This is a genomic window from Pseudomonadota bacterium, assembly GCA_023229365.1.
Taxonomy (GTDB): domain Bacteria; phylum Myxococcota_A; class Polyangia; order JAAYKL01; family JAAYKL01; genus JALNZK01.
Map to the genome: position 1 here is coordinate 77,608 of JALNZK010000001.1, position 23,477 is coordinate 101,084.

24 protein-coding genes are annotated in these 23,477 nt (G+C 69.3%); 12 read left to right on the forward strand and 12 right to left on the reverse strand.

Annotated features, from left to right (window positions below; all coding sequences use genetic code 11):
- Positions 1-54: 54 nt before the first annotated feature.
- On the reverse strand, positions 55-774 hold the full coding sequence (locus M0R80_00410; GenBank protein ID MCK9458124.1) for a ubiquinone/menaquinone biosynthesis methyltransferase: 720 nt from the start codon (positions 772-774) through the stop codon (positions 55-57).
- A 124-nt stretch (positions 775-898) separates the two neighbouring features.
- Positions 899-1,069 carry a hypothetical protein gene (locus M0R80_00415; GenBank protein ID MCK9458125.1) on the reverse strand — a complete coding sequence of 57 codons (171 nt, stop codon included), beginning with the start codon at positions 1,067-1,069 and terminating at the stop codon, positions 899-901.
- A gap of 244 nt (positions 1,070-1,313) precedes the next feature.
- Here M0R80_00415 and M0R80_00420 point away from each other — a divergent pair, with 244 nt between their 5' ends.
- Genes M0R80_00420 through M0R80_00445 form a run of 6 tightly spaced genes read left to right on the forward strand, consistent with a single transcriptional unit; the run spans position 1,314 to position 7,423 of the window.
- The gene (locus M0R80_00420; GenBank protein MCK9458126.1) at positions 1,314-2,360 is read left to right on the forward strand and encodes a hydroxymethylglutaryl-CoA synthase; all 1,047 of its coding nucleotides are present in this window, start codon (positions 1,314-1,316) and stop codon (positions 2,358-2,360) included.
- Between the two features lie 15 nt (positions 2,361-2,375).
- The gene (locus M0R80_00425) at positions 2,376-3,521 is read left to right on the forward strand and encodes a thiolase family protein (protein ID MCK9458127.1); all 1,146 of its coding nucleotides are present in this window, start codon (positions 2,376-2,378) and stop codon (positions 3,519-3,521) included.
- Between the two features lie 17 nt (positions 3,522-3,538).
- Positions 3,539-3,943, forward strand: a complete 405-nt coding sequence (locus M0R80_00430; protein MCK9458128.1) for a Zn-ribbon domain-containing OB-fold protein — start codon at positions 3,539-3,541, stop codon at positions 3,941-3,943.
- Entirely contained in the window at positions 3,940-5,004 is a 1,065-nt protein-coding gene (fni, locus tag M0R80_00435) for a type 2 isopentenyl-diphosphate Delta-isomerase (GenBank protein ID MCK9458129.1), read from the forward strand. Before M0R80_00430 ends, fni begins: the two co-directional genes overlap by 4 nt.
- Positions 5,001-5,993: a diphosphomevalonate decarboxylase gene (gene mvaD / locus M0R80_00440; GenBank protein MCK9458130.1), complete on the forward strand. Its 993-nt coding sequence runs from the start codon at positions 5,001-5,003 to the stop codon at positions 5,991-5,993. The genes fni and mvaD overlap by 4 nt, the downstream gene beginning before the upstream one ends.
- Positions 5,984-7,423 (forward strand): NFACT family protein, encoded by a 1,440-nt coding sequence (locus tag M0R80_00445; protein MCK9458131.1) that lies wholly within the window; start codon positions 5,984-5,986, stop codon positions 7,421-7,423. Before mvaD ends, M0R80_00445 begins: the two co-directional genes overlap by 10 nt.
- 259 nt (positions 7,424-7,682) lie before the next feature.
- Here the strand turns inward: M0R80_00445 and M0R80_00450 are convergent, their stop codons facing one another.
- From M0R80_00450 to gyrA, 7 genes are all read right to left on the reverse strand, one after another.
- A complete protein-coding gene (locus M0R80_00450) occupies positions 7,683-8,279 on the reverse strand; it encodes a transposase (GenBank protein MCK9458132.1) in 597 nt (198 codons plus the stop codon).
- Positions 8,280-8,730: 451 nt separating this feature from the next.
- On the reverse strand, positions 8,731-9,129 hold the full coding sequence (locus M0R80_00455; protein ID MCK9458133.1) for a hypothetical protein: 399 nt from the start codon (positions 9,127-9,129) through the stop codon (positions 8,731-8,733).
- Positions 9,130-9,318: 189 nt separating this feature from the next.
- Complete coding sequence (locus M0R80_00460) at positions 9,319-9,981, reverse strand: transglycosylase SLT domain-containing protein (protein MCK9458134.1); 663 nt, start codon at positions 9,979-9,981, stop codon at positions 9,319-9,321.
- A 15-nt stretch (positions 9,982-9,996) separates the two neighbouring features.
- Complete coding sequence (locus tag M0R80_00465) at positions 9,997-10,656, reverse strand: hypothetical protein (protein ID MCK9458135.1); 660 nt, start codon at positions 10,654-10,656, stop codon at positions 9,997-9,999.
- A 105-nt stretch (positions 10,657-10,761) separates the two neighbouring features.
- Positions 10,762-11,295, reverse strand: a complete 534-nt coding sequence (locus tag M0R80_00470) for a DnaJ domain-containing protein (GenBank protein MCK9458136.1) — start codon at positions 11,293-11,295, stop codon at positions 10,762-10,764.
- A gap of 5 nt (positions 11,296-11,300) precedes the next feature.
- The gene (locus M0R80_00475; protein ID MCK9458137.1) at positions 11,301-13,409 is read right to left on the reverse strand and encodes an Hsp70 family protein; all 2,109 of its coding nucleotides are present in this window, start codon (positions 13,407-13,409) and stop codon (positions 11,301-11,303) included.
- An 11-nt stretch (positions 13,410-13,420) separates the two neighbouring features.
- Entirely contained in the window at positions 13,421-15,892 is a 2,472-nt protein-coding gene (gene gyrA, locus M0R80_00480) for a DNA gyrase subunit A (GenBank protein MCK9458138.1), read from the reverse strand.
- Positions 15,893-16,259: 367 nt separating this feature from the next.
- Between gyrA and M0R80_00485 the strand changes: the two genes are divergently transcribed.
- On the forward strand, positions 16,260-16,622 hold the full coding sequence (locus tag M0R80_00485) for a hypothetical protein (protein MCK9458139.1): 363 nt from the start codon (positions 16,260-16,262) through the stop codon (positions 16,620-16,622).
- A gap of 20 nt (positions 16,623-16,642) precedes the next feature.
- Positions 16,643-17,191, forward strand: coding sequence for a phosphatase PAP2 family protein (locus M0R80_00490; protein ID MCK9458140.1), 549 nt, complete (start codon positions 16,643-16,645; stop codon positions 17,189-17,191).
- Between the two features lie 7 nt (positions 17,192-17,198).
- Here M0R80_00490 and M0R80_00495 read toward each other — a convergent pair whose 3' ends face one another.
- Together M0R80_00495 and M0R80_00500 are read right to left on the reverse strand one after the other, a co-directional pair.
- Positions 17,199-17,606, reverse strand: a complete 408-nt coding sequence (locus tag M0R80_00495; GenBank protein ID MCK9458141.1) for a type II toxin-antitoxin system VapC family toxin — start codon at positions 17,604-17,606, stop codon at positions 17,199-17,201.
- Positions 17,603-17,833, reverse strand: coding sequence for a hypothetical protein (locus M0R80_00500; protein ID MCK9458142.1), 231 nt, complete (start codon positions 17,831-17,833; stop codon positions 17,603-17,605). The genes M0R80_00495 and M0R80_00500 overlap by 4 nt, the downstream gene beginning before the upstream one ends.
- Before the next feature lie 106 nt (positions 17,834-17,939).
- Between M0R80_00500 and M0R80_00505 the strand changes: the two genes are divergently transcribed.
- Both M0R80_00505 and M0R80_00510 read left to right on the forward strand, forming a co-directional pair.
- Entirely contained in the window at positions 17,940-18,890 is a 951-nt protein-coding gene (locus tag M0R80_00505; GenBank protein ID MCK9458143.1) for an MBL fold metallo-hydrolase, read from the forward strand.
- Between the two features lie 7 nt (positions 18,891-18,897).
- The gene (locus M0R80_00510; protein MCK9458144.1) at positions 18,898-20,271 is read left to right on the forward strand and encodes an SUMF1/EgtB/PvdO family nonheme iron enzyme; all 1,374 of its coding nucleotides are present in this window, start codon (positions 18,898-18,900) and stop codon (positions 20,269-20,271) included.
- Positions 20,272-20,345: 74 nt separating this feature from the next.
- On the opposite strand, the gene M0R80_00515 is transcribed toward M0R80_00510, so the two are convergent.
- Entirely contained in the window at positions 20,346-21,674 is a 1,329-nt protein-coding gene (locus M0R80_00515; GenBank protein MCK9458145.1) for a Fic family protein, read from the reverse strand.
- A 155-nt stretch (positions 21,675-21,829) separates the two neighbouring features.
- On the opposite strand from M0R80_00515, the gene M0R80_00520 reads away from it, so the two are divergent.
- Positions 21,830-23,011: an aminotransferase class I/II-fold pyridoxal phosphate-dependent enzyme gene (locus M0R80_00520; protein MCK9458146.1), complete on the forward strand. Its 1,182-nt coding sequence runs from the start codon at positions 21,830-21,832 to the stop codon at positions 23,009-23,011.
- A gap of 124 nt (positions 23,012-23,135) precedes the next feature.
- A partial coding sequence (locus M0R80_00525) for a hypothetical protein (protein ID MCK9458147.1) occupies positions 23,136-23,477 on the forward strand: 342 nt, incomplete at its 3' end.

The window sequence follows — 23,477 nt, forward strand, 5'->3', positions numbered from 1 at the left end:
CCGAGAGATCGTCTCATCTCTCCCGTCGGACTACAAGATGGAAAACCGAAGCATCTAGCCGGGCTTGTGCGCGACGTGGATCGCCGCCGCGCCGAGGAGGACGGGCCGATGCCGCACGCCGTGAAAACCGGCCCGGACGAGCACCTCCTCGAGCTCCGCGTCGGAGTAGTACCGCGCCGCCGACTCGGCGAGGTAGGCGTACGCGCCGCGGTTTCCGGCCACGAGCCCGCAGAGCGGCCCGACGACGGCACGCATGTACGTGCGGAAACCGAAGCGCGCGACGGCCGTCCGCGGCTGGCTCGACTCGGCCGCGACGAAGCGACCGCCCGGGCGCAGCACGCGGAGGATCTCGGCGAGGTGCGACTCGGATCGCGCGTTGCGCCACGTCAGGTTCCGCAGCCCGAAGCCGATCCCCACGGCGTCGAACGACCCGTCCGGGAACGGCAGCGAGGCGGCGTCCGCGAGGGCGAACGCGATCCGCGAGGGCGCGCCGCGGGCCCGTGCCTTGAGGACCGCCTCCGCGAGCATCGGCGAAGAGAAGTCGACCGCCGCGATCGAGGCCTCGGCCGGGCACGCGCCAGCGAGCAGCACCGCGAGATCTCCGGTGCCCGTGCACAGATCGAGGACGCGGCGTGGCGCGGCGTCGAGGATCTCCGCGACCGCCAGCCTGCGCCAACGCTGGTCGAGGCCGAGCGTCGCGAGCCGGTTCACCGCGTCGTATCGACGCGGCACCCCGCCGAACATCCGCTGAAGCGGGCTGCGGCGCGCCGTCATGGTCGCGAAGCTAGGGGCGCCGGAGCGAGGTGTCAATCCGCGGACAAAAAAAACCCCGGCTCGGAGAGGCGATCCGAACCGGGGCCGCGGCAGGTCCCGGGAGGGGGACCATGGGCGCTAAGCGCTAAAAGTGATCGAAGTCCAGCTCCGCGGGCTCCTCGTCTTCCCGCTCGGAAAGGACGTCGATGTACAAGTCCTTGGCGAGATCATCGATGCACAGTTGGAACGTGCCGATCTTGCGCCGCTCGATCTGCTCGAACTCACTCCATGTGCGATAGGTTTCTCCGGTGGCCATATCGTCCTCCTGTGCTGCGTTCGGCGAATCACTTTATCCGACGATTTCCTACCTCTGCACACAATGTAGGATAATGTGTTCTCGTCTGTCAAAAAAACTTCCTCGAAATTCCTCGCGTCTCCGCCGCGTTGGGATTCTGAATTTCGAGGGAGCATGAATTGCTTTCAAGCTCGCCTGAAACTTGACAAAGAAATCGTGGACGCTGCGCCACCAAAGCATTATCTTTGATCCAGAGGTCTTTGCGATGAAACCAAATCGGGCCGTCGGTGTGATCGGGTACGGCGGCTACGTCCCCAGGTATCGCCTGGACAGCTCCGAGGTCGGCCGCGTCTGGAAGGGCGACAGCCGCCCGGCCGGTCGATCCTACAAGGCGGTCCCGGGCCCGGACGAGGACACGACCACGATCGCGATCCAGGCCGCGCGCAACGCGATGGCGATGGCGGCGATCGAGCCCGCGCTCCTGCGCGCCGTGTGGTTCGGCAGCGAGTCGAAGCCGTACGCGGTCAAGCCCACGTCCACGATCGTCGCCGACGCGATCGGCGCGCTGCCGTTCGCCAACGCGGCGGACTGGGAGTTCGCGTGCAAGCCCGGCACCGAGGCGATGCAGGCGGCGGTCGGGTTCGTGGGCAGCGGCATGGCCGAGTACGCGATGTGCGGCGGCGCGGACACCGCGCAGGCGAGGCCGGGCGATGTCCTCGAGTACCACACCGGCGCGGGCGGCGCGGCGTTCATCATCGGGCCCGGGGAGGCGTGCCTCGCGCGCTTCGAGGCGTCGACGTCGTTCGTGACGAACACGCCGGACTTCTTCCGCCGGGAGGGCCAGCCGTACCCCTCGCACGGGCAGCGGTTCACCGGCGAGCCGGCGTACTTCCACCACGTGCGCTCGTCGGTCACCGCGCTGCTCGCGGAGATCGGCGCCAGGCCCGGGGACTTCCGCTTCGCGGTGTTCCACCAGCCGAACACGCAGTTCCCGCTCCGGGTCGCCGACGAGCTCGGCTTCACGCGCGCCCAGGTGGAGCCGTTCGTGCTCACGAGCGAGATCGGCAACACCTACTCCGGCGCGGTGCTCATCGCGTTCGCCAAGGCGCTCGACGAGGCGGATGCCGGCGATCGGATCCTGCTCGCCTCGTACGGGTCGGGCGCCGGCTCCGACGCGTTCGCATTCACCGTGACCGACAGGTTGGCGGAGGCGCGCCGCCGCGGCGTCCCCATCGCCGCTTACATCGCCCGCAGGCGCGAGATCGACTACGCGACCTACGCGCGTTACCGCGGCAAGCTGCGGCTCGGCTGAGGGTTGGGCGAGACCATGGCGACGAAGTTGCACATCGAGATCGCGGGGGTCGGGCGGACGCGCGCCGAGGAGAAATGGAACTGGGGGCTCGTCGATCTCGCCGTCAAGGCGGCGGGCTGCGCGCTCGACGAGTCCTCCGGGACCGCGCCGACGGCCGTGGTCGCCGCCAACGCCCTGGGCGCCGCGCTCGGTGACCAGCAGAACCTCGGCGCGTTCGTGAGCTCGCGGCTCGGGCTCGGCGACGTCGAGGCGTACACGGTGTCCACCGACGAGGCGTCCGGCGGATCCGCGCTCCGACTCGCGGCCGCGCTCATCGAGAGCGGCCAGCACGACGCGGTGCTCGCCGTGGGCGCCGAGAAGACCAGCGACACGCTGCCGGACGAGCTCGAGATGATGCGCGCGACCGGGCTCGACGCGGTGCGCGAGGCCGGGTTCGGGTTCGGCCCGCTCGTCGCCTCGGCGCTCGGGATGCGGCGCTACCTCGACGTGCACGGCGTCCCAAGGGAGCTGTTCTACCACCTCGCCGAGACCGCCCACCGGCACGCGGCCACGAACCCGCTCGCCTTCTTCCCGTGGCCGCTCGGCGAGGAGCAGTACCGGCGCTCGCCGGTCGTCGCCGCGCCGCTCACGGTCTGCGACAACGCGCCCTTGTGCGACGGCGCCGCCGCGGTGCTCGTCAGGCGGGCGGGCGCCTCGAGCACCGGGATCAAGCTGCTCGGCTCGTCGTCGGTCTCCGGCACGACGGGGATCGCGGCGGCGATCTCCTCGCTCGAGCTCGGCGCCTCGAAGCGCTCCGCCGCGAACGCCCTCGCCGGCGCCGGCGTACGCCTCGAAGACGTCTCCCTGTTCGAGCTCCACGATTCGAGCGCGTTCCTCGCGGCGCTGTCGATCGAGTCGATCGGGCTCGCCGCGCCCGGGTGCGCGCTTCGCGCCGCGGCGGAGGGCGCGTTCCACCTCGACGGGCGCGCGCCGATGTGGACGTTCGGCGGCCTGAAGGCCCGCGGCAACGCGCCCGGAGCCGCGGGGCTGTACCAGGTCGCGGAGGCCGTGCTGCAGCTGCGCGGCGTCGCGAAGAGGAACCAGGTCCAGGGGGCGCGCACGGCGCTCGTGCAGTGCCTCGGCAGCTTGGGCGCGACGGCAGTGACCCACGTGCTGGGCTAGGCCGAAGGGGGAGGACGATGCAGATCGCGCGCTCGTGGCGACAACAACCGACGAACCTCCGGCTGATCGGCAGCCTGTGCCCGTCGTGCGGCGCGCTCGATTTCCCGGAGCGGATCCGGTGCGCGCGGTGCGGCGCCGGCGGCCTCGAGAACCACCGCTACTCGGGCCGCGGCGAGCTGATCACGTTCTCGCTCGTCTACGAGGCGCCGCGGGGGTTCGCGGATCAGGTGCCGTACCTCGCCGCGCTCGTACGGCTCGAGGAGGGTCCCATGATCGCGACGATGCTCACCGACGTGGATGCGGAGGACGTCGTGGTCGGCATGCCGGTGACCATGGTGACGCGGCGGATCTCGGCGGACGGCGACTCCGGACCCATCATGTACGGCTACAAGTTCGCCCCCGTGAGCGAGGTCGCGCCGTGACCTCGCCGAGCGAGCAGCGGAAGCGCGATCACCTCTCCCTGTGCGCCTCCGGCGAGGTGGCGTTCAAGGACAAGACCACGCTGTTCGAGCAGGTTCACCTCGTGCACCGCGCGCTGCCGGAGCTCGCGGTCGACGACGTCGACCTCTCGACCCGGTTCGGCGTGGTGGAGCTCGCCGCGCCGCTCTGGATCGGCGCGATGACCGGCGGCGCCGCCGGGGCCCGCGAGCTGAACGTCGAGCTCGCGCAGCTCGCCCGGGAGATGCGCATCGGCCTGTGCCTCGGCAGCATGCGCCCGATGCTGGACGATCCCGCCCGAAAGGCCGACTTCGCGGTGCGCGACGCGGCCGGCGGCACGCTCGTGCTGGGCAACATCGGGGCTACGGCGATCGCTGCGCACGGTCCCGCCAAGGTGCTCGACGCCCTCGCCGACATCGGCGCGGACGGGATCGGCGTCCACCTGAACCCGATGATGGAGCTGATCCAGCCGGGCGGCGATCGCGACTTCCGCGGCGCGCTCGACGGCATCGCCGCGCTCGTCGAGGCCGCGGGCGACGATCTCGTCGTGTTCGTCAAGGAGACCGGGTGCGGCCTCGCGTGGCAGGACGGCGAGGCGCTCAAGCGGATCGGCGTGACGCGCGTCGAGACCGCCGGCGCCGGGGGCACGTCATGGGTGGGCGTCGAGGCGTCCCGCGCCTCCGGCCGCGAGGCGCGGCTCGGCAGGGAGCTCTGGGACTGGGGCATCCCGACGGCGGTTTCGACCGCGTGGATGGTCGATCTCGGGCTCGAGGTCGTCGCGTCCGGCGGGGTGCGCACGGGGCTGGATGCGGCCAAGGCGCTCGCGCTCGGCGCATCGCTCGTCGCGATCGCCGCGCCGCTCGTCCAGGCCCGCGCCGAGGGCGGCTTCAACGCGATGCGGGATCTCCTCGGCGACGTCGTCACCGGACTCAGGTACTCCATGCTCGGCTGCGGTGCCGCGAACCTCGCCGCGCTCCGGCACGTCCCCCGCGTGCTCGACGCCGAGCTCGCCTGCTGGATCGAGAGCGGCTGGAACAAGCGATGACCGTCCGGCGCGCCGCGGCCAGGGCGCTCGCCAACGTCGCGCTCGTGAAGTACTTCGGGAAGCGCGATCCCGCGCTCAACCTGCCGGCGGCCGGGAGCCTCTCCGTCGCGCTCGAGCCGCTCGAGACGATCACGTCGATCGAGTTCGACGATCAGCTCGACCGCGACGCCGTCGCGCTCGGCGGATCACCCGCGGATCCCGCGTTCGCGGCCCGCGTCAGCGCGTTCCTCGATCTCGTCCGCGCGCTCGTCGGTTGCACGGCGGCCGCGCGCGTCGCGACGCAGAACGGCTTCCCGACCGGGGCGGGTCTCGCCTCGTCCGCCTCGGGTTTCGCGGCGCTCGCCCTCGCGGCGACCCGCGCGCTCGGCCTCGACCTCGACGGCCCCGCGTTGAGCGCCCTCGCCCGTCGCGGCTCCGGATCGGCCGCGCGCTCGATCCCGGGGGGGTTCGCCGCGTGGGACGCCGGCACGCGCGCTGACGGCGCGGACTCGTTCGCCCGGGAGATCGCGGGCCCGCAGGATCTCGAGCTGAGGATCGTCGTCGGCGTGACCGATCCCGCCCCCAAGGCGCTCGGATCGACCGCGGCGATGGAGCGGACGCGCGCGACGTCGCCCTACTACGCGGCTTGGATCGATGCCGCGCGCGGCGATCTCGTCGACGCTCTCGCCGCGGTCGCGGCCCGTGATCTCGAGCGGCTCGGGGAGATCGCGGAGCGGAGCGCCCTCGCCATGCACGGCGCGGCGCTCGCCGCGAGGCCGGGCATCGCGTTCTGGAACGGCGCGACGATCGACGCGCTGCACTGCGTCCGCGCGCTGCGCACCCGGGGACGCCTCGCCTTCTTCACCTGCGACGCCGGCCCGCAGCCCAAGGCGCTGTGCGCGGCCGCGGACGAGGAGGCCGTCGCCGCAGCGTTCGCCGAGCTCCCGGGGGTGCGGGCGGTGATCCGCTGTCGTCCGGGCGCGGGCGCGGCGACGATCCCATGTCCCTGAGCGCGGCCGAGATAGGTTCGGTCGTGGCGCGCTGGCGCCGCGATCTCACAGGCGCATTCGTCCGCCGGGCGATCTCGCCCGTCGCGGAGGACAGGATCGCGCTCGAGCTCTACGGGGTTTCGGGCGAGGCGTTCGCCGAGATCGTCACCTCCACCGGCGCGTGCCGCCTCTGCCGGATCGCCGCGAAGCCGAAGGCCGCGGAGCGCCCGCACCCTTTCGTGATGCTGCTGCGGCGCGAGGCGGTCGGGCTCCGGATAGAGGACGTGCGCCAGATCGGCGGCGATCGCGTGGTCGCGATCGATCTCGCCGGGGACGCCCGGCGGGGGTCGCTCGTGTGCGAGCTGCTCTCGCGCCACGGGAACCTGTTCTGGATAGGCGAGGGCGGCGCCATCGCGGGATCCTTCCACCCGAACCGCTCGCACCTGCGCACGCTCGTGCCGGGCTCCCCGTACGAGCCGCCGCGGCCGCACCCGGCGGCCACGGAGGCCGTCCAGCGCTTCGCGGACGACGAGAGGCTCGAGGAGTCGATCGCCCTGCATTACGCGCAGCGGGAGGCGCTCGAGTCGGAAGGCGCCGAGCGCAAGCGTCTCGGCGGCGCCGTACGTCGCTTCGCGGCGCGCCTCGAGAAGCTGGCCGGGAAGGTCGCGCGCGACCTCGAGCGGACGGCGGAGGGCAGGCGCCTGCAGGACAGCGCGCACGTGCTCCAGGCGAACCTCGGCCGCGTCCCCAAGGGCGCGTCGTCGGTCTCGCTCGAGGACTTCGAGGGCCGCCCGATCGTCGTGCCGCTCGATCCCGCGCGCTCCGCCGTGGAGAACATGACCCGCCTCTTCGAGAAGGCGAAGCGGTTGAAGGGCGCGACGCCGCGCATCGAGGAGCGCGCGCAGCGGATTGCATGGGAGCTCGAGGCGCTCGCGCGCTTCGCGGAAGAGATCGGGCGCGCCGACGGGCCCGCTCTCGAGGCGGTGCGGGTCGAGATCGCGCGGAGCTTCCCGGCCATCGTCCCCGCCTCCCGGACCGCGCGCAGGAAGGACCCCGAGCGATCGCCGTTCCACGAGCTCGCGATCGCGGCGGGCCGCGTCGCCCGCGTCGGCCGCTCGGCGGCGGACAACGACACGCTGACGCTTCGGTTCGCGCGGCCGGACGACCTCTGGCTGCACGTGCGCGGTGGCGCCGGGAGCCACGTCGTCGTCCCGCTCGGCCGGGGCGAGGAGCCGACGCCGGAAATGCTCGTCGACGCGGCGCACCTCGCGGCGTTCTTCTCGAAGTCCAAGGATCGCGAGGACGTCGAGGTGACCTACACGCGACGCAGGTACGTCCAGAAGCCGAAGGGCGCGCCGCCCGGCAGCGTCCGCCTGCTGCGCGAGAAGACGATCTTCCTGCGCATCGAACCCGACCGCCTCGCGCGGCTGCTGGATCGGGAGCCGGGGTAGGAACGACGAAATGGAGCAAATTGCGGCACCATCGGACGGCGCCTCTTCGAGTTATTGGAAGGAGGCGGGCACATCCGCACAAACGCATTTTGCTTCCGGCAAGTAGACATAAGATCCGATCTGCGACACTCCTACGCCTTCTGGCGTATATCACAGCTCGGAGAACCCGCGCACAAACGTGTTCCACGCGCCGTGTTTCGCGATTTTTCGCGCTCGGGGTAGACGTCACCGTTACCCGTCGCGATTCGTGTCGCGGGGTTCAGCAATCGAAGGCGGGTTCGTCGATCGGTTCGTCGAGCTCGGGCTCGATGAGCTCGGGCAGCTCGAGCTGTTCCGGCGGCGGACGAGCGGGGTGTGCATGCGGCGGCTCAGCCGGCAGGTTGAGATGATCGAGGATTTTCTTGATCACGTCCGGCTGCTCGATCATCGCTATCAACTTCATCCTGCCGCCGCACTCGAGGCACGCCATGACGTCGTAGCCGAAGGTCCGGCGCATCAACTCGGCCCACGTGTAGTTGCGGGGGCGGAACGGCGACGGGTCGGACGATTGCGACGGGTCGGACGCGTCCGGACGCGGATGAACCGCGTCACTACCTTCCTCGGAGTCCGTTCGGCCGTAGGCGACGACGCGGCTGCGCCAGTGCGCGTTCGGCGCGAGCACGCCGTGATAGATGAGCAGGTTGATCTGCGGCCGCGGGATGATCGCCGCGAGTCGCTCCAATAGTTCGAGCGGGTGGAACACGAGCGCGGTCGTGCCGTCCGACCACTTCGTCTTCTGCGTGAGGAGGATGTTGCCGTCCGGCAGCTCGCGCAGGCGGCTCTCGGCAATGGGCGGGCGCAACAAGTAGCGCAGCATGCGTTCGAGGCGATCACGCTCCTCGGGTTTGGCCGGGGCGAACGCGGAGATCGATTCCTTGGGCCGCGCTCAGACAGTCCTCGGCCTTTCCGAGGTCTCCTCCACGGCGGTGAAGATAAAGAAAAAGTCGATAGTGCGCACCGAGCTCGTCGCTTTGTTGTGATGAGCTGGGGTGGGTGCGAGCACCCACCGGGAAACGCCGCGAAGGAGTCCTCTCCAAGGCCTGCGGAACTCGCGCGGTGCCGGGAAATCCGCCGGCGCTCAATCAAAGACTCCCTTCTCGACATCGTGGCCGCGCCATTCACTTGCGCGGCAGCTTGTTGCACGCCGCGGCGGGAACCACGATGCGTGCCGAATCGGGGGAATCAGGAAAGACGCGGATACTCGTAGGTACGCGTCACCGTGAGCGGCGGCGACGCCGGCGGGCGGCGGCGGGCGCCGCCTGGAGCGGTCAACGTCGCCGCAGCGCCTCGACCAGGACCTGGACCTGCTCGAACGCGTGGTTCGGGAACTGGAAACGGATCGTGCCTCGCGTCGTGCGAAGGACGAGGCGGGGGATCCCATACAGGTCCCTCTTGAGTTCGAGGGCCAAGAGGTCGTTCCGCACCAGCTTGAAGCAGTCCTTCCCAACGCTCATCCGATCGAGGCCCTCCTCCGTAAGGCGTCGCTCGCCCGCGCGAACGGCGACTTCGTAGTGGGCCGCGATCGGACTCAACGCCGCCTGGGTCAGGGGATCGTAGGCTCGCGTGGCGCGCATGGCCGGACCGACCGCGAGCAGGTACAGCGCGCCGCTGTCGAGCACCACGGAGTACGTCTTCATCCGGCGGATCAACCCGGCCGAACGAACCACGCGGTCAAATCGAAGCGCGGTCACGACAGCTCACGAGTCCAAGGAGTGCATGGGCCGCATCCACCCTCTCCGCTCTGGCGACTTGACGGACAGTTTCTCCTGCGACGAACCCCAACACCTCCGGAGCTCCATTCTTCACATCACGCACTGTAACACGGCCGGGAAAAGCCGGACCGGGAGGAGTAGCGATCAGTACGCCCGCTCGGGCCAGCCCGCCGCGGCCGCGTACAGGTAGTACGCCTCGAGCACCGCCTCGACGTACCCGGAGTTGATCTCCGTGCAGCTCTGCGTGGTGGAGTAGGAGTTGTACTCACCGATCGCCATCAGCGTGTACTGCTCCTCGGTGCAGCCGGCGAACTCCTCCATCATCCGCTGGCGGTTGGCCGCCACCGCGCGGATCCCGAGCTCGACGTTGATCTCGGGGTTGAAGATCGAGGTCGCCCAGCCGGGCGAGCTCGGCTCGGTCGTCATGTTCGGGTGCCCGTTCGCGAGCCGGCCGAGATCGGCGACCGACCCGCCGCACGCCGGCACGACCTGCATGAGGCCGAAGCAGCGGCACTCCGGCTCGGTCCAGCCCTCCGGGATGCCGCACGGCAGGTTCGGGCAGCCGACGGCGTCGTGCTCGAAGTTCGACTCGATGTCGATGATCGCCTTGAAGATCATCGCGTCGGGCTCGCCGTACTCCTCCGTGAACCTGAGGATCTGGCAGTCGGTACGGTCCACCGGGATCCCGCTCCACTCGATGGTGATCCCCGTGCGCAGCGGATCCGGCTCGCACGGGCGGTTCGCGATCTCGCAGCCGGCCGCCCCCAGGAGCCAGGCGCAGGCGGCGGCGAGCAGCGGCTTTCCCATTCCTGGACGCTCCTCTCAGAAGTGGTACGCCGCCCGGATCGAGAACGGGACGAAGAAGCCGACCTGCACGTGCTTGTCGGGCGTCTCCTCGTTCGTCTTCTCCAGGTTGTTGATCGACGTCACGAACCCGGCCTCGGCGCCGATGCCGAAGCTCCGGGCGATCAGGTACTCCACGCCCAGGAGGACCCCGATGTCGAAGCGGTCCATGTACTCGCGGGCCCGCTCCTCGTAGTACTCGTCGTCGCCGTCGTCGCCGTCGGACTCGTACGAGGCGATGCCGATCACCGGGGTCACGGCGATCCCCGCGTAGAAGAAGGCGGCGCCCGGTCGCGGCGCGCCGATGATGAACCTGGCCCCCACCTCCGGCATGAGCGCCCCGGCCGTGCTCGACGACTCGCGGTCGTCGTCCGCGTACGACTCGCGCGCGATGTCAAGCCCGAGGTCGAGGTACAGGTCGACGACCCCGTTGATGATCGCGCCCAGCTCGAGCTCCGGGACGAGATCGGTCTCGTCGGAGACGATCGCCTGGTGGATCGACAGCCCCGCGCCGGCGTGGAACCCCGTGTCGATAGGCGTTTCCACCTGCTCCTCGGCCGCGGCGGGCCGCGCCACGAGCGCCAGGGCGAACAGGGCCGGCGCGAACAGGACCAGCGCAATCCGGATCGATATTCTCATGATCGTCACCCCCTCACCGCAGGCGCCGATTCTAGCACGGCCGTGCGGCCGGTGCAGGACCCCTTCACCATGTGCGGGACGAACGCCTGGATCTGCGAAGCGGGACTACTTCCCGGCCTTCTGCCTCTGCTTCTCGGCCTTGGCCGCGGCGATCTGCGCGGCGAGCGACTCGATCGCGGCGTTCTCACCCTCGCGGCTCTTCGCCATCTTGATGTGCAACTCGGCTTGCATGAGATTGCCCTGCTTCATCGCGTCGCGCGCCTTGATGAAGAACTGCCGCCCGTCGCGGGACTGGATGGTCTCCTCCGGCGATCTCGGCACCGCGGTCCGCCGGTCCTCGAAGGTGAGCCGGAGCTTCCCGGCGGCGACGCACGCCTCGTACTGCTTGCGCTGCTCGTGATCGCACAGCACGCGGTAGGCCTCGTTCAGCCGCTTGAAGATGTCGTAGATCGCCTGCGCGATCCGCGGGTCCGCGTCGCGGTTGCGATCCGGATGGAACTTGTTCGCGATGGCGAAGAACGCCTTCTTCACCTCGGGGATGCGCGCGTTCCTGTCGACGCCGAGCAGCCGGTAGTAGTCGAGCCTGTCGAGCACCTCGTGGATCTTGATGACGTAGTCGTCGAAAGCCGGATCTCGCATCGTCGTCACGACTTGGCGTACTTCGCCACGAGATCGGCCACCTGGTTCTCGCTCAGGCCGCCGGTCAGGTGGATCTCGGTCCGCTGGGCCTCTCCGGTCTCCTCGTTCCGGGCGGAGACGCGGAGGATGCCGTCGGTGTCTATCTCGAAGGTCACGCGGATCTTGACCTCGCCGCGCGTGGTCGCGCGAATCCCCGCGAGCACGACGTTGCCGAGCTTCGCGTTCTCCTCCACGCGCCGCGACTCGCCCTGGTACACGTCGATGAGCACCTCGGTCTGGTTCTCGGTCGACGTGGAGAACAGCCGCGACTGCTCGATCGGGATCGGCGCGTTGCGCTCGATGATCCTGTCGCAGTAGCCCCCGGCCGTGGCGACGCCGAGCGCGCGCGGGGTCACGTCGAGCAGCAGCGTCGACACCGCACCCTTGGAGGACGGCACGGCGTAGGATCGCCGGTCCTCGTCCGCAGGCAGCGCGACAGGCTCCCTCTCGCCGGCGATGGTGTCCAGCTCGCGCGGCGGCGGCTCGATCCGCGGGGGCTCGAGCTCCGGGGGCCCCAGGTCCGGCATCGCGCCTTCGAACACCGCCTCGGGCGCGGGCCCGCGCGAGTCCTCGCGGAACGGCGGGGGCTTCTTCGGCGCCGGGAGATCGAAGTCGAGCGAGCCGAAATCGTCGAACTCCTCGGCCTTGAGGGCAGGCAGATCGCCGAACGGCTCGTCGACCTCCGCCGCCTCGGTCGCGCGCGGCGGTGGCGGCGGCGGCTTCGGCAGGCCCAACACCGTGCGCTGCGTCGACTCGGGCTTGTTCTCCGGAAACGCCGCGTACGGTCTCGGGAGCGGCGCCGGCTTCTGCGCGGCCTGCTGTGCCGGCGTGCGCGGCGGGAGCTGCTGGGCCTTCAGGGTGATGGGCGCGATCGGCTCGCCTGCGCCCCCGCCCGCCCTCTTCTTCATCACGACGTCTGCCGGGAGCTCCTCGCCCGTGAGCGAGAACGCGTGGATCGCCGCGCCGATCGCGACGACCTCGTCCGGGTTGATGTCGGTGAGCGGCCGCTGGCCGAAGAACTCCTCGACGCGCCGGCGCACGAGCGGCACCCGTGTCGATCCGCCGACGAGGATCACGTTGTCGAGCGCCGAGCGATCCAGCTTCGCCAGCTTGAGCGCCTCCTCGCACGTCTTGAGGCTCCGCTCCACGAGCGGCGCGACGAGCCCCTCGAGCCGGGCGCGCGTCAGCGAGAACTGGAAGTCGATCCCCCGGCCGCCCGGACCGAACGCGATCTCCCGGAGCGTGGCCTGGACCTCGTCGAGCGACGAGAGCTGGCACTTGACGCGCTCGGCGACGGTGCGCACGCGCTGGAACGCGACCTGCTCCTCGGAGAGATCGTACCTGTGGTCGCGCAGGAACTGCCCGCGCATCTCCTCGACTATCGTGGCGTCGAAGTCGTCGCCGCCGAGGAACGTGTCGCCGGCCGTGGAGAGCACCTCGTACACCTCGTCCTGCAGCTCGATGATCGTGATGTCGAAGGTGCCCCCGCCGAAGTCGTACACCGCGATGCGCTCCGCCTTGCTGCCGCCGAGCCCGTAGGCGAGCGCGGCGGCGGTCGGCTCGTTCAGTATCCGCAGGACGTTGAAGCCCGCGATCCGGCCGGCCACCTTCGTGGACGAGCGCTGGACGTCGTTGAAGTTCGCGGGCACGGTGATGACGGCGTCGCTGATCTCGCGGTCGAGCACCTCGCAGGTCATCTCGCGCAGGTGCCGGAGCATCATCGCGGAGATCTCCGGCAGGCTGACCTCGCGCCCGCTCGTGGGGCGGACGACCGGCACGCCGCCGGGTCCCTCCCCCACCTCGTACGGGAGATCCCGCACGACGGCCTGGATCTGCGGCGAGTTGAGATCGCGCCCGATCAGCCGCTTGAACGAGTAGACGGTGTTGGGCGGATCGACGATCTGCCGCGCCTTCGCCTCGTGCCCCGCGACCACCTCGCCGTTCGTCAGGAACGAGATCACGGACGGCTGGATCGGCTTGCCGTCCAGGTCCTCGACCACGTGCGCGTGGCCGCCCTGCACGACCGCAACGCACGAGTTCGTGGTCCCGAGATCGATGCCGACGGCGAGTCCCATGTCCCCTCCCGCTAGGCGTCCGCGCCTTCGTCCTCGCCGGACGGGGGCATGATCGTCGTCGGTGGCGGCTCCTCGACGTCGGCTGACGCGGACTCCTTGTCCGCGAGCCTCTCCACCGCGACGACGCGCTCGTGCTCGCCGAGCCGGATGAGCCGCACGCCCATCGTGTTGCGCCCCACCGTCGGGATCGTCGCGGCCGCGAGGCGGATCAGCTTGCCGCCGTCGGTGATCAGCATCAGGTGGTCCTCGTCGGCCACGCGCCGGATGTCGACGACCTTGCCGTTGCGCTCGTTCGCCTTCATGGTGAGGAGGCCGCGCCCGCCGCGGTTCTGCGGACGGTACTCGGAGAGGGCGGTGCGCTTGCCGAAGCCGCGCTCGCTCACCGTGAGCAGCGAGTCCTCCGCCCCTGCCGGCGCCACCGCGAGGCTCACGACCGCGTCGTCCCCGCCCTCCTCGCGCCGCACCTCGATGCCGCGCACGCCCCGGCTCTGGCGGCCCATGGGACGCACCTGGGCGCCGTCGAAGCGGATCGACTGTCCCTCGCGCGTGCCGAGGATGACGTGATCCTCGTCGCCCACCTCCTCGGCGCCGATGAGGGCGTCGCCCTCGTCGATCACCACGCCGATGATGCCCGACGCCCGGATCTGCGAGTACGCCATGAGATCGGTCTTCTTGATGTAGCCGGCGCGCGTGGCGGTCAGCACGAAGCGGTTCTCGGAGAACGCGTCGACCGGCAGCACGGCCGCCACCTTCTCCCCCGGCTCCATGCCGACGAAGTTGACGATCGCCTTGCCCTTCGCCGTGCGCCCGCCGAGCGGCACCTGGTAGACCTTCTTGAGGTACGCCTTCCCGCGATCCGAGAAGAACAGCACGTGCGCGTGGGTCGAGGCGACGAACAGCTTCGCGACGAAGTCGTCGTTGCTCGTCTCCATGCCGGTGAGCCCCTTGCCGCCGCGGTGCTGCGCGCGGTACTCGGCGACCGGCGTCCGCTTGATGTAGCCGAGGCTGGACACGGTCACGGCCATGTCCTCCACCGCGATGAGGTCCTCGATCTCGAGATCGGTGTCGTCGTCGACGATCTCCGTGCGCCGCGGCGTGACGTAGGAGGCCTTCAGCCGCTCGAGCTCCTCGACGAGGAGGTTGACGAGCAGCACGCGGTCCGCGAGCAGGGCCGCGAGCCGCGCGATCTCGATCTCGAGCGCCGCGATCTCGGCGAGGATCTTGTCGCGCTCGAGCCCGGTGAGGCGCTGGAGCCGCATGGAGAGGATCTCCCGCGCCTGGATCTCGGTCAGGGCGAAGCGGCCCACGAGCCCGGCGCGCGCCTCGTCCGGATCGGCGGAGCCCCGGATGAGCGCCACGACCTCGTCGATGTGGTCGAGCGCGATCTTGAGGCCCTCGAGGATGTGCAGCCGCGCCCTGGCCTTGTCGATCTCGAACCCGCACCGCCGCCGCACGACCTGCTCCCGGAAGTCGAGGAACGCCTGGAGGAGGCTCTTGAGCGTGAACACCCTCGGGCGTCCGTCCAGGATCGCGAGGTTGATGACGCCGAACGACGACTGGAGCGGCGTCATCTTGTACAGCTGGTTGAGCACGACCTGCGCGACGGCCTCGCGCTTCAGCTCGATGACGACGCGCATGCCGGAGCGGTCCGACTCGTCGCGCAGCCCCGCGATCCCCTCGATCCGCTTGTCCTTGACGAGCTCCGCGATCTTCTCGATGAGCCGCGCCTTGTTCACCTGGTACGGCAGCTCGACGACGGCGATGCGCTCCCGATCGCCGTTCTCCTCGATCTCGGACTTCGCGCGGACCGTGATGACGCCGCGGCCCGTCGTGTACGCCTGGTAGATGCCGGCGCGGCCGCAGATCGTCCCGCCGGTCGGGAAGTCGGGGCCGGGCACGCAGGCGAGGAGCGCCTCGAACCCGACGTCCGGGTCGCGCGCGAGCAGGATGGTGGCGTCGATCACCTCGCCGAGGTTGTGGGGCGGCATGTTGGTCGCCATGCCGACCGCGATGCCGCCGGAGCCGTTGACGAGCAGGTTCGGGAACGCGGCCGGCAGCACCACGGGCTCGGACAGCGAGCCGTCGTAGTTGTCGGCGAAGTCGACGGTCGCCTTGTCGATGTCGCCGAGCAGCTCGGTTGAGAGGCGCGCCATGCGCACCTCGGTGTACCGCATCGCGGCCGGCGGATCGCCGTCCACCGAGCCGAAGTTGCCCTGGCCGTCGACCAGCATGTCGCGCATGGAGAAGTCCTGGGCCATGCGCACGAGGGCGTCGTAGACCGCCGAGTCGCCGTGCGGGTGGTACTTGCCGATGACGTCGCCGACCACGCGCGCGGACTTCTTGTAGGAGCTGTTCCAGGTGTTCTTCAGCTCGTGCATCGCGTAGAGGATGCGGCGGTGCACCGGCTTGAGGCCGTCCCGGACGTCGGGAAGCGCTCGGCCCACGATCACGCTCATCGCGTAATCGAGATACGAGTGCTTCATCTCGCTTTCGATATTGATAGGAAGGATTCCGTCTTGACGATTGACGTTTTCGAAATTCAATGTCATTAAATGGCCCCGAAAAAAAACCTGACAAAAGATACTGGTTCACGCTCGGAAGTCAACCGTTAACTCATCGAAACCTATGTCGCTTTGTCGCTTTCTCGACCGCAAGGCACCCCCCGCCAAAGACACGGTGTCGGACAGTCGAAAGGCAACTCGATTGACCACTAACGCCAACGTGGTTGTCACCCGGTCGTCACCCGTCTCCGGACTTGAAAAAAAACTAAGTGATTTCAACACGCCCGCCGCGTCGCTCGACCGGCACGGGTCTTGAATGGTACTGTTACGGAGCAGTGGAGGTGAACCCATGTCTTCGTCCCTCGAAGGAGCGAAAACCTTGCTCGCCGTCGCGGCGCTGGCGGCGTCGCTCGCGATCGCGACCGGTTGCAACAGCACCCCGACCGTGCCGGTTCCCCCGCCCGAGTTCTGCGGCTTGACGCCTCCGAACGCGGACGGGATCGTCGTCGCGAGCTGCGAGGCGGGCCAGACCGCCCGCAACATCGCCCTGGTCTTCAACGACGAACAGGGACGCGGCGTGATGCAGGAGACGGAGGCCGACGGCACGTTCTCGGTCGAGATCGCGGCCGCCGTCGGCGACCCGATCATCTTCCAGATCATGTACGACGACCGCCTGTCCGCCGAGGTGTATCTGGAAGTCCCCGCCGAGTGACCTGCTGCTATACTCCCCGGATGCACCTCGACGACCAGGCGTTCCTCGCCGTGAACCGGGCCCTCTCCGGCGACGCGGCGGCCGCGTTCTTCTTTGCCGTCTCGTGGCTGGGGAACGGCGCGGTGCTCGCGGCGATCATCGTGCCGCTGCTGTTCGCCTTTTCGCGCGGCACCCTGAGGCGCCACCTCGTGCCCCTGGTGCTCGCGACCGCGGTCGGCGGGCTCGCCGTGCTCGCCATCAAGATCGCGTGCGCGAGGCCGCGGCCGCCTTTGCACTTCGCGGCGATCGGCGTGGCGGTGAGCGCGCCCGACGGCGTGCCGCCCGACAGCTCGTTCCCGTCCGGCCACGCGCAGACCGCGTTCGCCGCGGCCGTGTACCTCGCCCTGCTCTTCCCGCGCGGCGCGGCGCTGTTCCTGGCCCTCGCGGCGCTCGTCGGGCTGTCGCGCGTCGCGCTCGGCGTGCACTACCCGTCGGACGTGCTCGCGGGCGCGGCCCTCGGCTCCGCGCTCTCGATCGCCGCCTTCCTGATCGCGAAGCGGATGGAAAGGCAGCGTGCTTCACCGGGATAGCGGCGGATCACATGGTCTCGAGCGGGACGCCCGCGGCCCGGGCGAGGAGCTTCATCCTCTTGTCGAACGTGGCGAGCCGAGCGCCGGCGCTTTGGGCGAGGGCGACGTAGATGCAGTCGTAGACCGGGTGATCGTGCGCCACGGCGAGCGCCCACGCCGACTCGACGAGCGCGTCCTCCGGCTCGACGTGCGCGAAGAACCTCGCGAGGCTCGCCGCGACGAGGCTCCCCTGCTCCTCGGTGACCTGCCCGGCGCGCAGCTTCTTCCACATCACGTTCTGCACCTCGGCGAGGAGGAGGCTCGGCGCGATCAGATCGTGCCCGGCGAGCAGCAGGCGGCGCGCGGCGCGGGCGCTCGGGCCACCCTCGTCCACGAACCACTGGACAGCGACGCTGGCGTCGACCACGACCGTCATCGGTCCCGATCCTCGCGCACCATCGCCGTGGAGTCCCACTGATCGACGTCCGGTGTCAGCTCGCGCACTCGATCCGCGAGCGCCACGAGGTCCTCGGTCCTGGGTCGCGCGGCCGATCGGAGGATCTCGCGCAGCTCCTGCTCTAGGGAGATCCCCTTGAGGTGCGCCCGCGCCTTGAGCACCCGGACCACCTCTTCCTCGATGTTGCGCACGATCACCTGGGCCATTCTTCCCTCCTCACAGTCTGCTATCAATAATGATAGCATCCGTTCGCCCCGCCCGCCACCGCCGAACCGATTTGTCGCGCGCCGGCGGCCGGGATACGCTCGCGGCATGAGGATCTCCGCCGCAGCCCTCGCCCTCGCGCTCGGCGCGTGCTCGTCGGGGGAGACCGCTCAGACCGAGAAGCCCGCCGCGGCGGAGGCGCCGCGCGCGGAGGGGGACGGCGCGGCGAAGCTCGTGATCCTCGGCTCGGGCACGCCGATCCCGGAGCCGGATCGCTCGGGGCCCGCGGTCGCGATCGTCGCCGGCGGCAGGGCGTACCTCGTCGACTTCGGGCCGGGCGTCGTGCGCCGCGCCGAGGCCGCGTACCGCAAGGGGATCGAGGCGCTCGACGTGCGCCGGATGACGATCGCCTTCGCGACGCACCTCCACTCGGACCACACGTCCGGCTACGCGGATCTGATCCTGACGCCGTCCGTGGTGGGCCGGCACGAGAAGCTGCGCGTCTTCGGGCCGGTCGGCATCCGGGCGATGACCGAGCACCTGCTCGCGGCGTACGCCGCGGATCTCGACCTGCGACGCGCGACCGGCGACGACATGCGCGGCTACGAGGTGGACGCGACCGAGATCCCGCCGCCCGCCGGCCTCGTCGCGGTCTACCGAGACGAAAACGTGACGGTCCGCGCGTTCCGCGCGTCGCACGGCGGCGATCCGGGCGCGCTCGGGTACCGCCTCGACGCGGGCGGCCGATCGTTCGTCGTCTCGGGCGACACCGCGCCGTCGCGCGCGACGGTCGACGCCTGCGCCGGGTGCGACGTGCTGCTCCACGAGGTGTACTGCGCGAGGGGGCTCGCGTCCGGGCCGCCGTCGCTGCAGGAGTACCACCGCGGCCACCACACGTCCGCGGTACAGCTCGGCGAGCTCGCGGCCGCAGCCGCGCCGAAGCTGCTCGTCGGGTACCACGTGCTCTCGTTCGGGTGCCAGGCCGCCGAGATCGAGGCCGAGATCGCGTCGCGCTTCAAGGGTCCCGCGGTTCTCGCGGCGGACCTGGATGTGCTATAGGGCCGGGATGCGCCGTCGCCGCATCGCGATGATTTTGGTGGCGGCCGCAGCGCTCGCGGGCTGCGGCGAGGCGAGCGGGCCCAACCCCGCCGGCAAGCCCTCGGCCGCGCGGGGCCCCGACGGGGGCACGCCCGCGACCGACGCCGGTTCGATCGCCGACGGCGGCATCCCGGCTCCCGAGCCCGGCGCCACGTCGGGCCCGACCGGGGAGGTCTCCACGAAGATCGTGAACGTCGTGGACACCGCGCGCCCGCCACGCGTGATCCACGTGGAGCCCGCCGTCGAGCGCCCGTCGTTCCCGCCGCCGGCCGCCGGGCAGGCGATCGCGGTCCCGGCCGGCACGCTCCTGCGCGGGTCGGCGCCGCAGGACGTCCTGCGGGACCAGTTCGCCGAGAACGACCTCGTGCCCACGGAGATCGCGGCGTTCGAGATCGACGCGCTGCCCTACCCCAACGACCCGGCGCGGCCTTTCCTGACCGGCGTCGCGCGGGCCGAGGCTGAGGCGCTGTGCGCCGAGCAGGGGAAGCGGCTGTGCACCGAGGTCGAGTGGGAGTGGGCGTGCCGCGGCGCGGACAACCGGCGCTACCCGACCGGGAACGCGTACGATCCGTCCGACTACCCGGAGGAGGATCCGGTCGAGCCGCCGTCGCCGTCGGGCGCGTTCGCCTTCGGCCGCCTCCTCGAGTGGACGCGAAGCGCGTGGGGGGAGGACCCGGATCAGGTCGAGCGGGCGGCCGTCCGCGGCTTCGCGCCGGATCAGCTGACCGCCGGGAGAAACACCTCCGCCGAGAACGGGCGGCGCTGCGCCAAGCGGTGGCCGCGCCAGCCGATGGACGCCTCCCCCGCGCTCGGCTTCCGCTGCTGCCGGGGCGACGTCAACGCGGCGGCGTGCACGATCGAGCGGCCGCGGCCGCCGTTCAGCCTGTACGCGAACATGAAGCCCGACAAGTTCGCGCGGATCATCCGCTCCGTCCCGGAGCTCGCGATGGCGCACGACGACCCGCGCATGTTCAGCGACGGCGACGTCCGGGCCGTGCTCGCGCGGCGCGGGAACGATCGCGAGGGGCTCGCCGAGAAGGGGCTGCGGTTCCGCTGGAAGCCGGTGCGCTGGATCCCGCGCCAGGGGATGGAGCTCTGGGTCGCGGTCGGGCGCTCGAAGCGGCACGCGTTCGTCGTCGCGCTCCACGAGACCGTGGACAACGAGGAGTACGTCCACGCGTCGAGCCTCATCCTCTGGGATCAGCCGCTGCCGCTCGCGCTCGCGTTCCGCGAGGGCACGCGCGGCGAGCTCTATTGGGCCCCGTGCTGGGGCTGCCGCGACGGCGGCACCGTCGAGTTCGACGACGACACCAACCAGGTGATCATCACGCACAGGTGGTGAGGGCAGGACTGCTTCACTCCAAAAGAAAGGTCGAACATATAGAGCTGCACGTAGGTAGCGTAGCTTTACCTGCCTTACTTGTCCCGCAACCGAGACTCCAAGTCTCTCGGAGCGAAGAAAACGAGCGCGCGTCCTGCCTTGTTTTGCTCGAGCAAGCCCATTCGGGCGAGGCGTAGAAGGTCCGTCCTAGCGGTTTGGTACACGACGCCTTGGCGCGCGCCGTGACCCGCTATGTTGTACGCGAAGCCGGGGTGCCTGAGGGCGTGCGCAACAAGAGCCTGTTGACGGTGGTTCAACTCCGGGAACTTCTGCAAAGCATCGAGACAAGCTCTGGCTTCAGAAGACTTCCGCGCGACGTAGTCGTGAAGCTCTCTCAGGGCTCGCCGAATGATTTGGGCCTGGTGGATGAGGAAATAGGTCAAGTCGTTCTGGTCCGATTCGGTGTAAAGGAAAGCAGTAGCGTACTTGACAGGGGCCTTGCGTAGGAACTGAGAGATCGAGATGAACTCGAACAGCCAGTAGTTTGAACGTAGCATTTGCCAATAGAACAACGCCCGCGCCGTTCTGCCGTTGCCGTCCACGAACGGATGGTCATACGCGAGCCAGAAGTGCAGGACGATTCCGCGGACGACGGGGTGTATGAATCCCGTCGGCGTTTCGCCGTTTGCGAAGTTGCACATCGCTTCCATGCGAGCTGGCAACCCTCTGGCAGGCGGCGGCTCGTGAAACACGGTACCGTCTACGTCCGAAACGTTGATGTCCTCATCCGGTCGCCTGAAGCGCCCCCCTCCGTCGGGAATCTCGATCGCGCCGTCCGATAGCTCTCTGTGAATCTGAAACACGATCTCTTTTGTGAGGGATTGATTCTTCAACTGTAAAATATGATTCATCGTCGAGTAGTTGTTGGCGATCATGCGCTCGCTGCGGTCGCGTGGCTTCCTTCCTTCCACCAACATTTTTTTTGCGACCTCGCGTGTCGTCACCGCGCCTTCCAGTTGGCTCGACGTGATCGCTTCCTCCACCAGGGAACGCACCAAGTAGCGTTCTCGCTGCTCGGGGTTCGTCACTTGTTCCGGGATTTCGACGAACGTCCCGCCTCCGCGGTCGATCTGGTGCAGGAGGTCGGTTACCAGATCCGGTACGGAAAAATGGAAATGGTTACCCCTCACGTCCTTGAGCGGGACGATCCGGCTACCGGTCTTCCGTTTTATCTTCAACCCGAGCCACCACTCCTCGCGAGTCAGGTTTCTTGGGGGGGGGCGGTGGCGCAACTCGTCCCAATGCAGATAGCGCCCGTCATCCGTGGAGCTGAAAACCTTCCGATAGACCTCGAGCACCCTCTGCGGGTCCCGCAAGTCTGCCATCAGTTTTTCGAATGATGGTGGTGTGTTAGGCATCCGCATGGCGAAATACTAACAAACTACTAATTTGCTTTCAATTAGTAGTTTGTTGGCGGCCTGCGTCGGGCGCCGCGCCGGGCGCTCTCCCGCAGCCTCGTTGACATCCTCGCGCGAAGCGGCGATGAAGCGGTGAGATCATCGAACGAGGAGATGCCCCCATGGAGATCCGAACCGCAAAGAGAGTCCAGTCGCTGCCCGTCTACGCGTTCGCCGCGGTCAAGGACAAGGTCGCCGAGCTGAAGGCGAAGGGGATCCAGCCCATCGACTTCGGGGTCGGCGATCCGGCGATCCCGACGCCCGCGCTCATCCGCGAGGCGATGAAGAAGGCCGCCGACGCGCGCGCGGCGTCCGGCTACCCGAGCTACATCGGCGCGCCGGAGTTCCGGCGGGCGGTCGCGCAGTGGAGCAAGCAGCGGTTCGGAATCGATCTCGACCCCGACAAGCACGTGAGCTCCACGATCGGCTCGAAGGAGGGGATCTTCAACTTCCACGAGGCGTTCGTCGATCCGGGCGATCTCGTGCTCGTGCCGTCGCCGGGATACCCGCCGTACTCGCGCGGCACGTGGTTCGCCGAGGGCCGGACCTGGTTCTACCCGCTCGTCGAGGAAAACGGCTTCCTGCCCGACTTCGCAGCCATCCCGAAGGACGTCGCGCGCGCCGCGAAGCTCATCTGGATCAACTACCCGAACTCTCCCGCCGGCGTGTGCCCCGGCCTCGACTTCTACGAGCGCGCGTACTCCTTCGCGCGCGAGAACGACATCATCCTCGCCTCGGACGAGGCGTACAGCGAGTACTTCTACGGCCCGAAGCCGCCCCCCACGGCGCTCGAGGTCGGCATGGACGGCGTCGTCGTCTTCAACTCCCTGTCCAAGCGATCGGCGATGACCGGTTACCGCGTGGGCTGGATCGCGGGCGATCCGCGCATCGTCGAGGCGTTCCGTAAGATGAAGACGAACGTCGACTCCGGCACGCCGACCTTCGTGCAGGACGCGGCCGTCGCGGCGTTCGGCGACGAGGCGCACGTCGCGGCGATGCGGGAGGAGTACCGGCTGAAGCTCGAGATCATCGTGGCGGCGTTCACCGCGGCCGGCCTGCCCTCGCGCGTTCCCGAGGGGACGCTCTACCTCTGGCAGCGCGTCCCGCCCGGGATGACCTCGCTCGAGTTCGCGTCCGTCCTGATGCGGCCCGAGATCGCGGTGGTCGCCACGCCGGGCAGCGCGATCGCCGAGACCGTCGCGGACGGCTCGAACCCGGGCGAAGGGTACGTCCGGCTCGCGCTCGTGCCCACGGTCGAGGACGTGCGGCGCGCCGCGGAACGGATCGCCGGGCTGAGGCTGTAGCCCCGACATGAGGAGAACGCTGGCCTTTTCCGTCTTTTTTTCATAAATGTGGCACATCGATGGTGATCATCACGGCGAACGGCTGCGTTCGCCGAACGCGGCCAAAGGGCCGAGGAGGTGCGAAATGAAGATGAGAGCGCAGATGCTGCTGATCGCCCTGGCGACGGCCGTGCTCGCGGCGCTCGGCGCGATCCAGTGCGGGGACGACTCGTCGGGAGGCGGGACGGACACGGATTCCGACACCGACACGGACGCGGATTCCGACACCGACACGGACTCCGACACCGACACCGACTCCGACACCGACACCGACACGGACTCCGACACCGATACCAACACTGACACGGACACGGACGATTTCGACATGACGATCGATCTCGACTGCGACGACCCGGTGCCCGGGCCGACGGCGGAAGACACGTGCGATCTGCCGGACTCGGACTGCACGGACGCGGTCTGCTCCGAG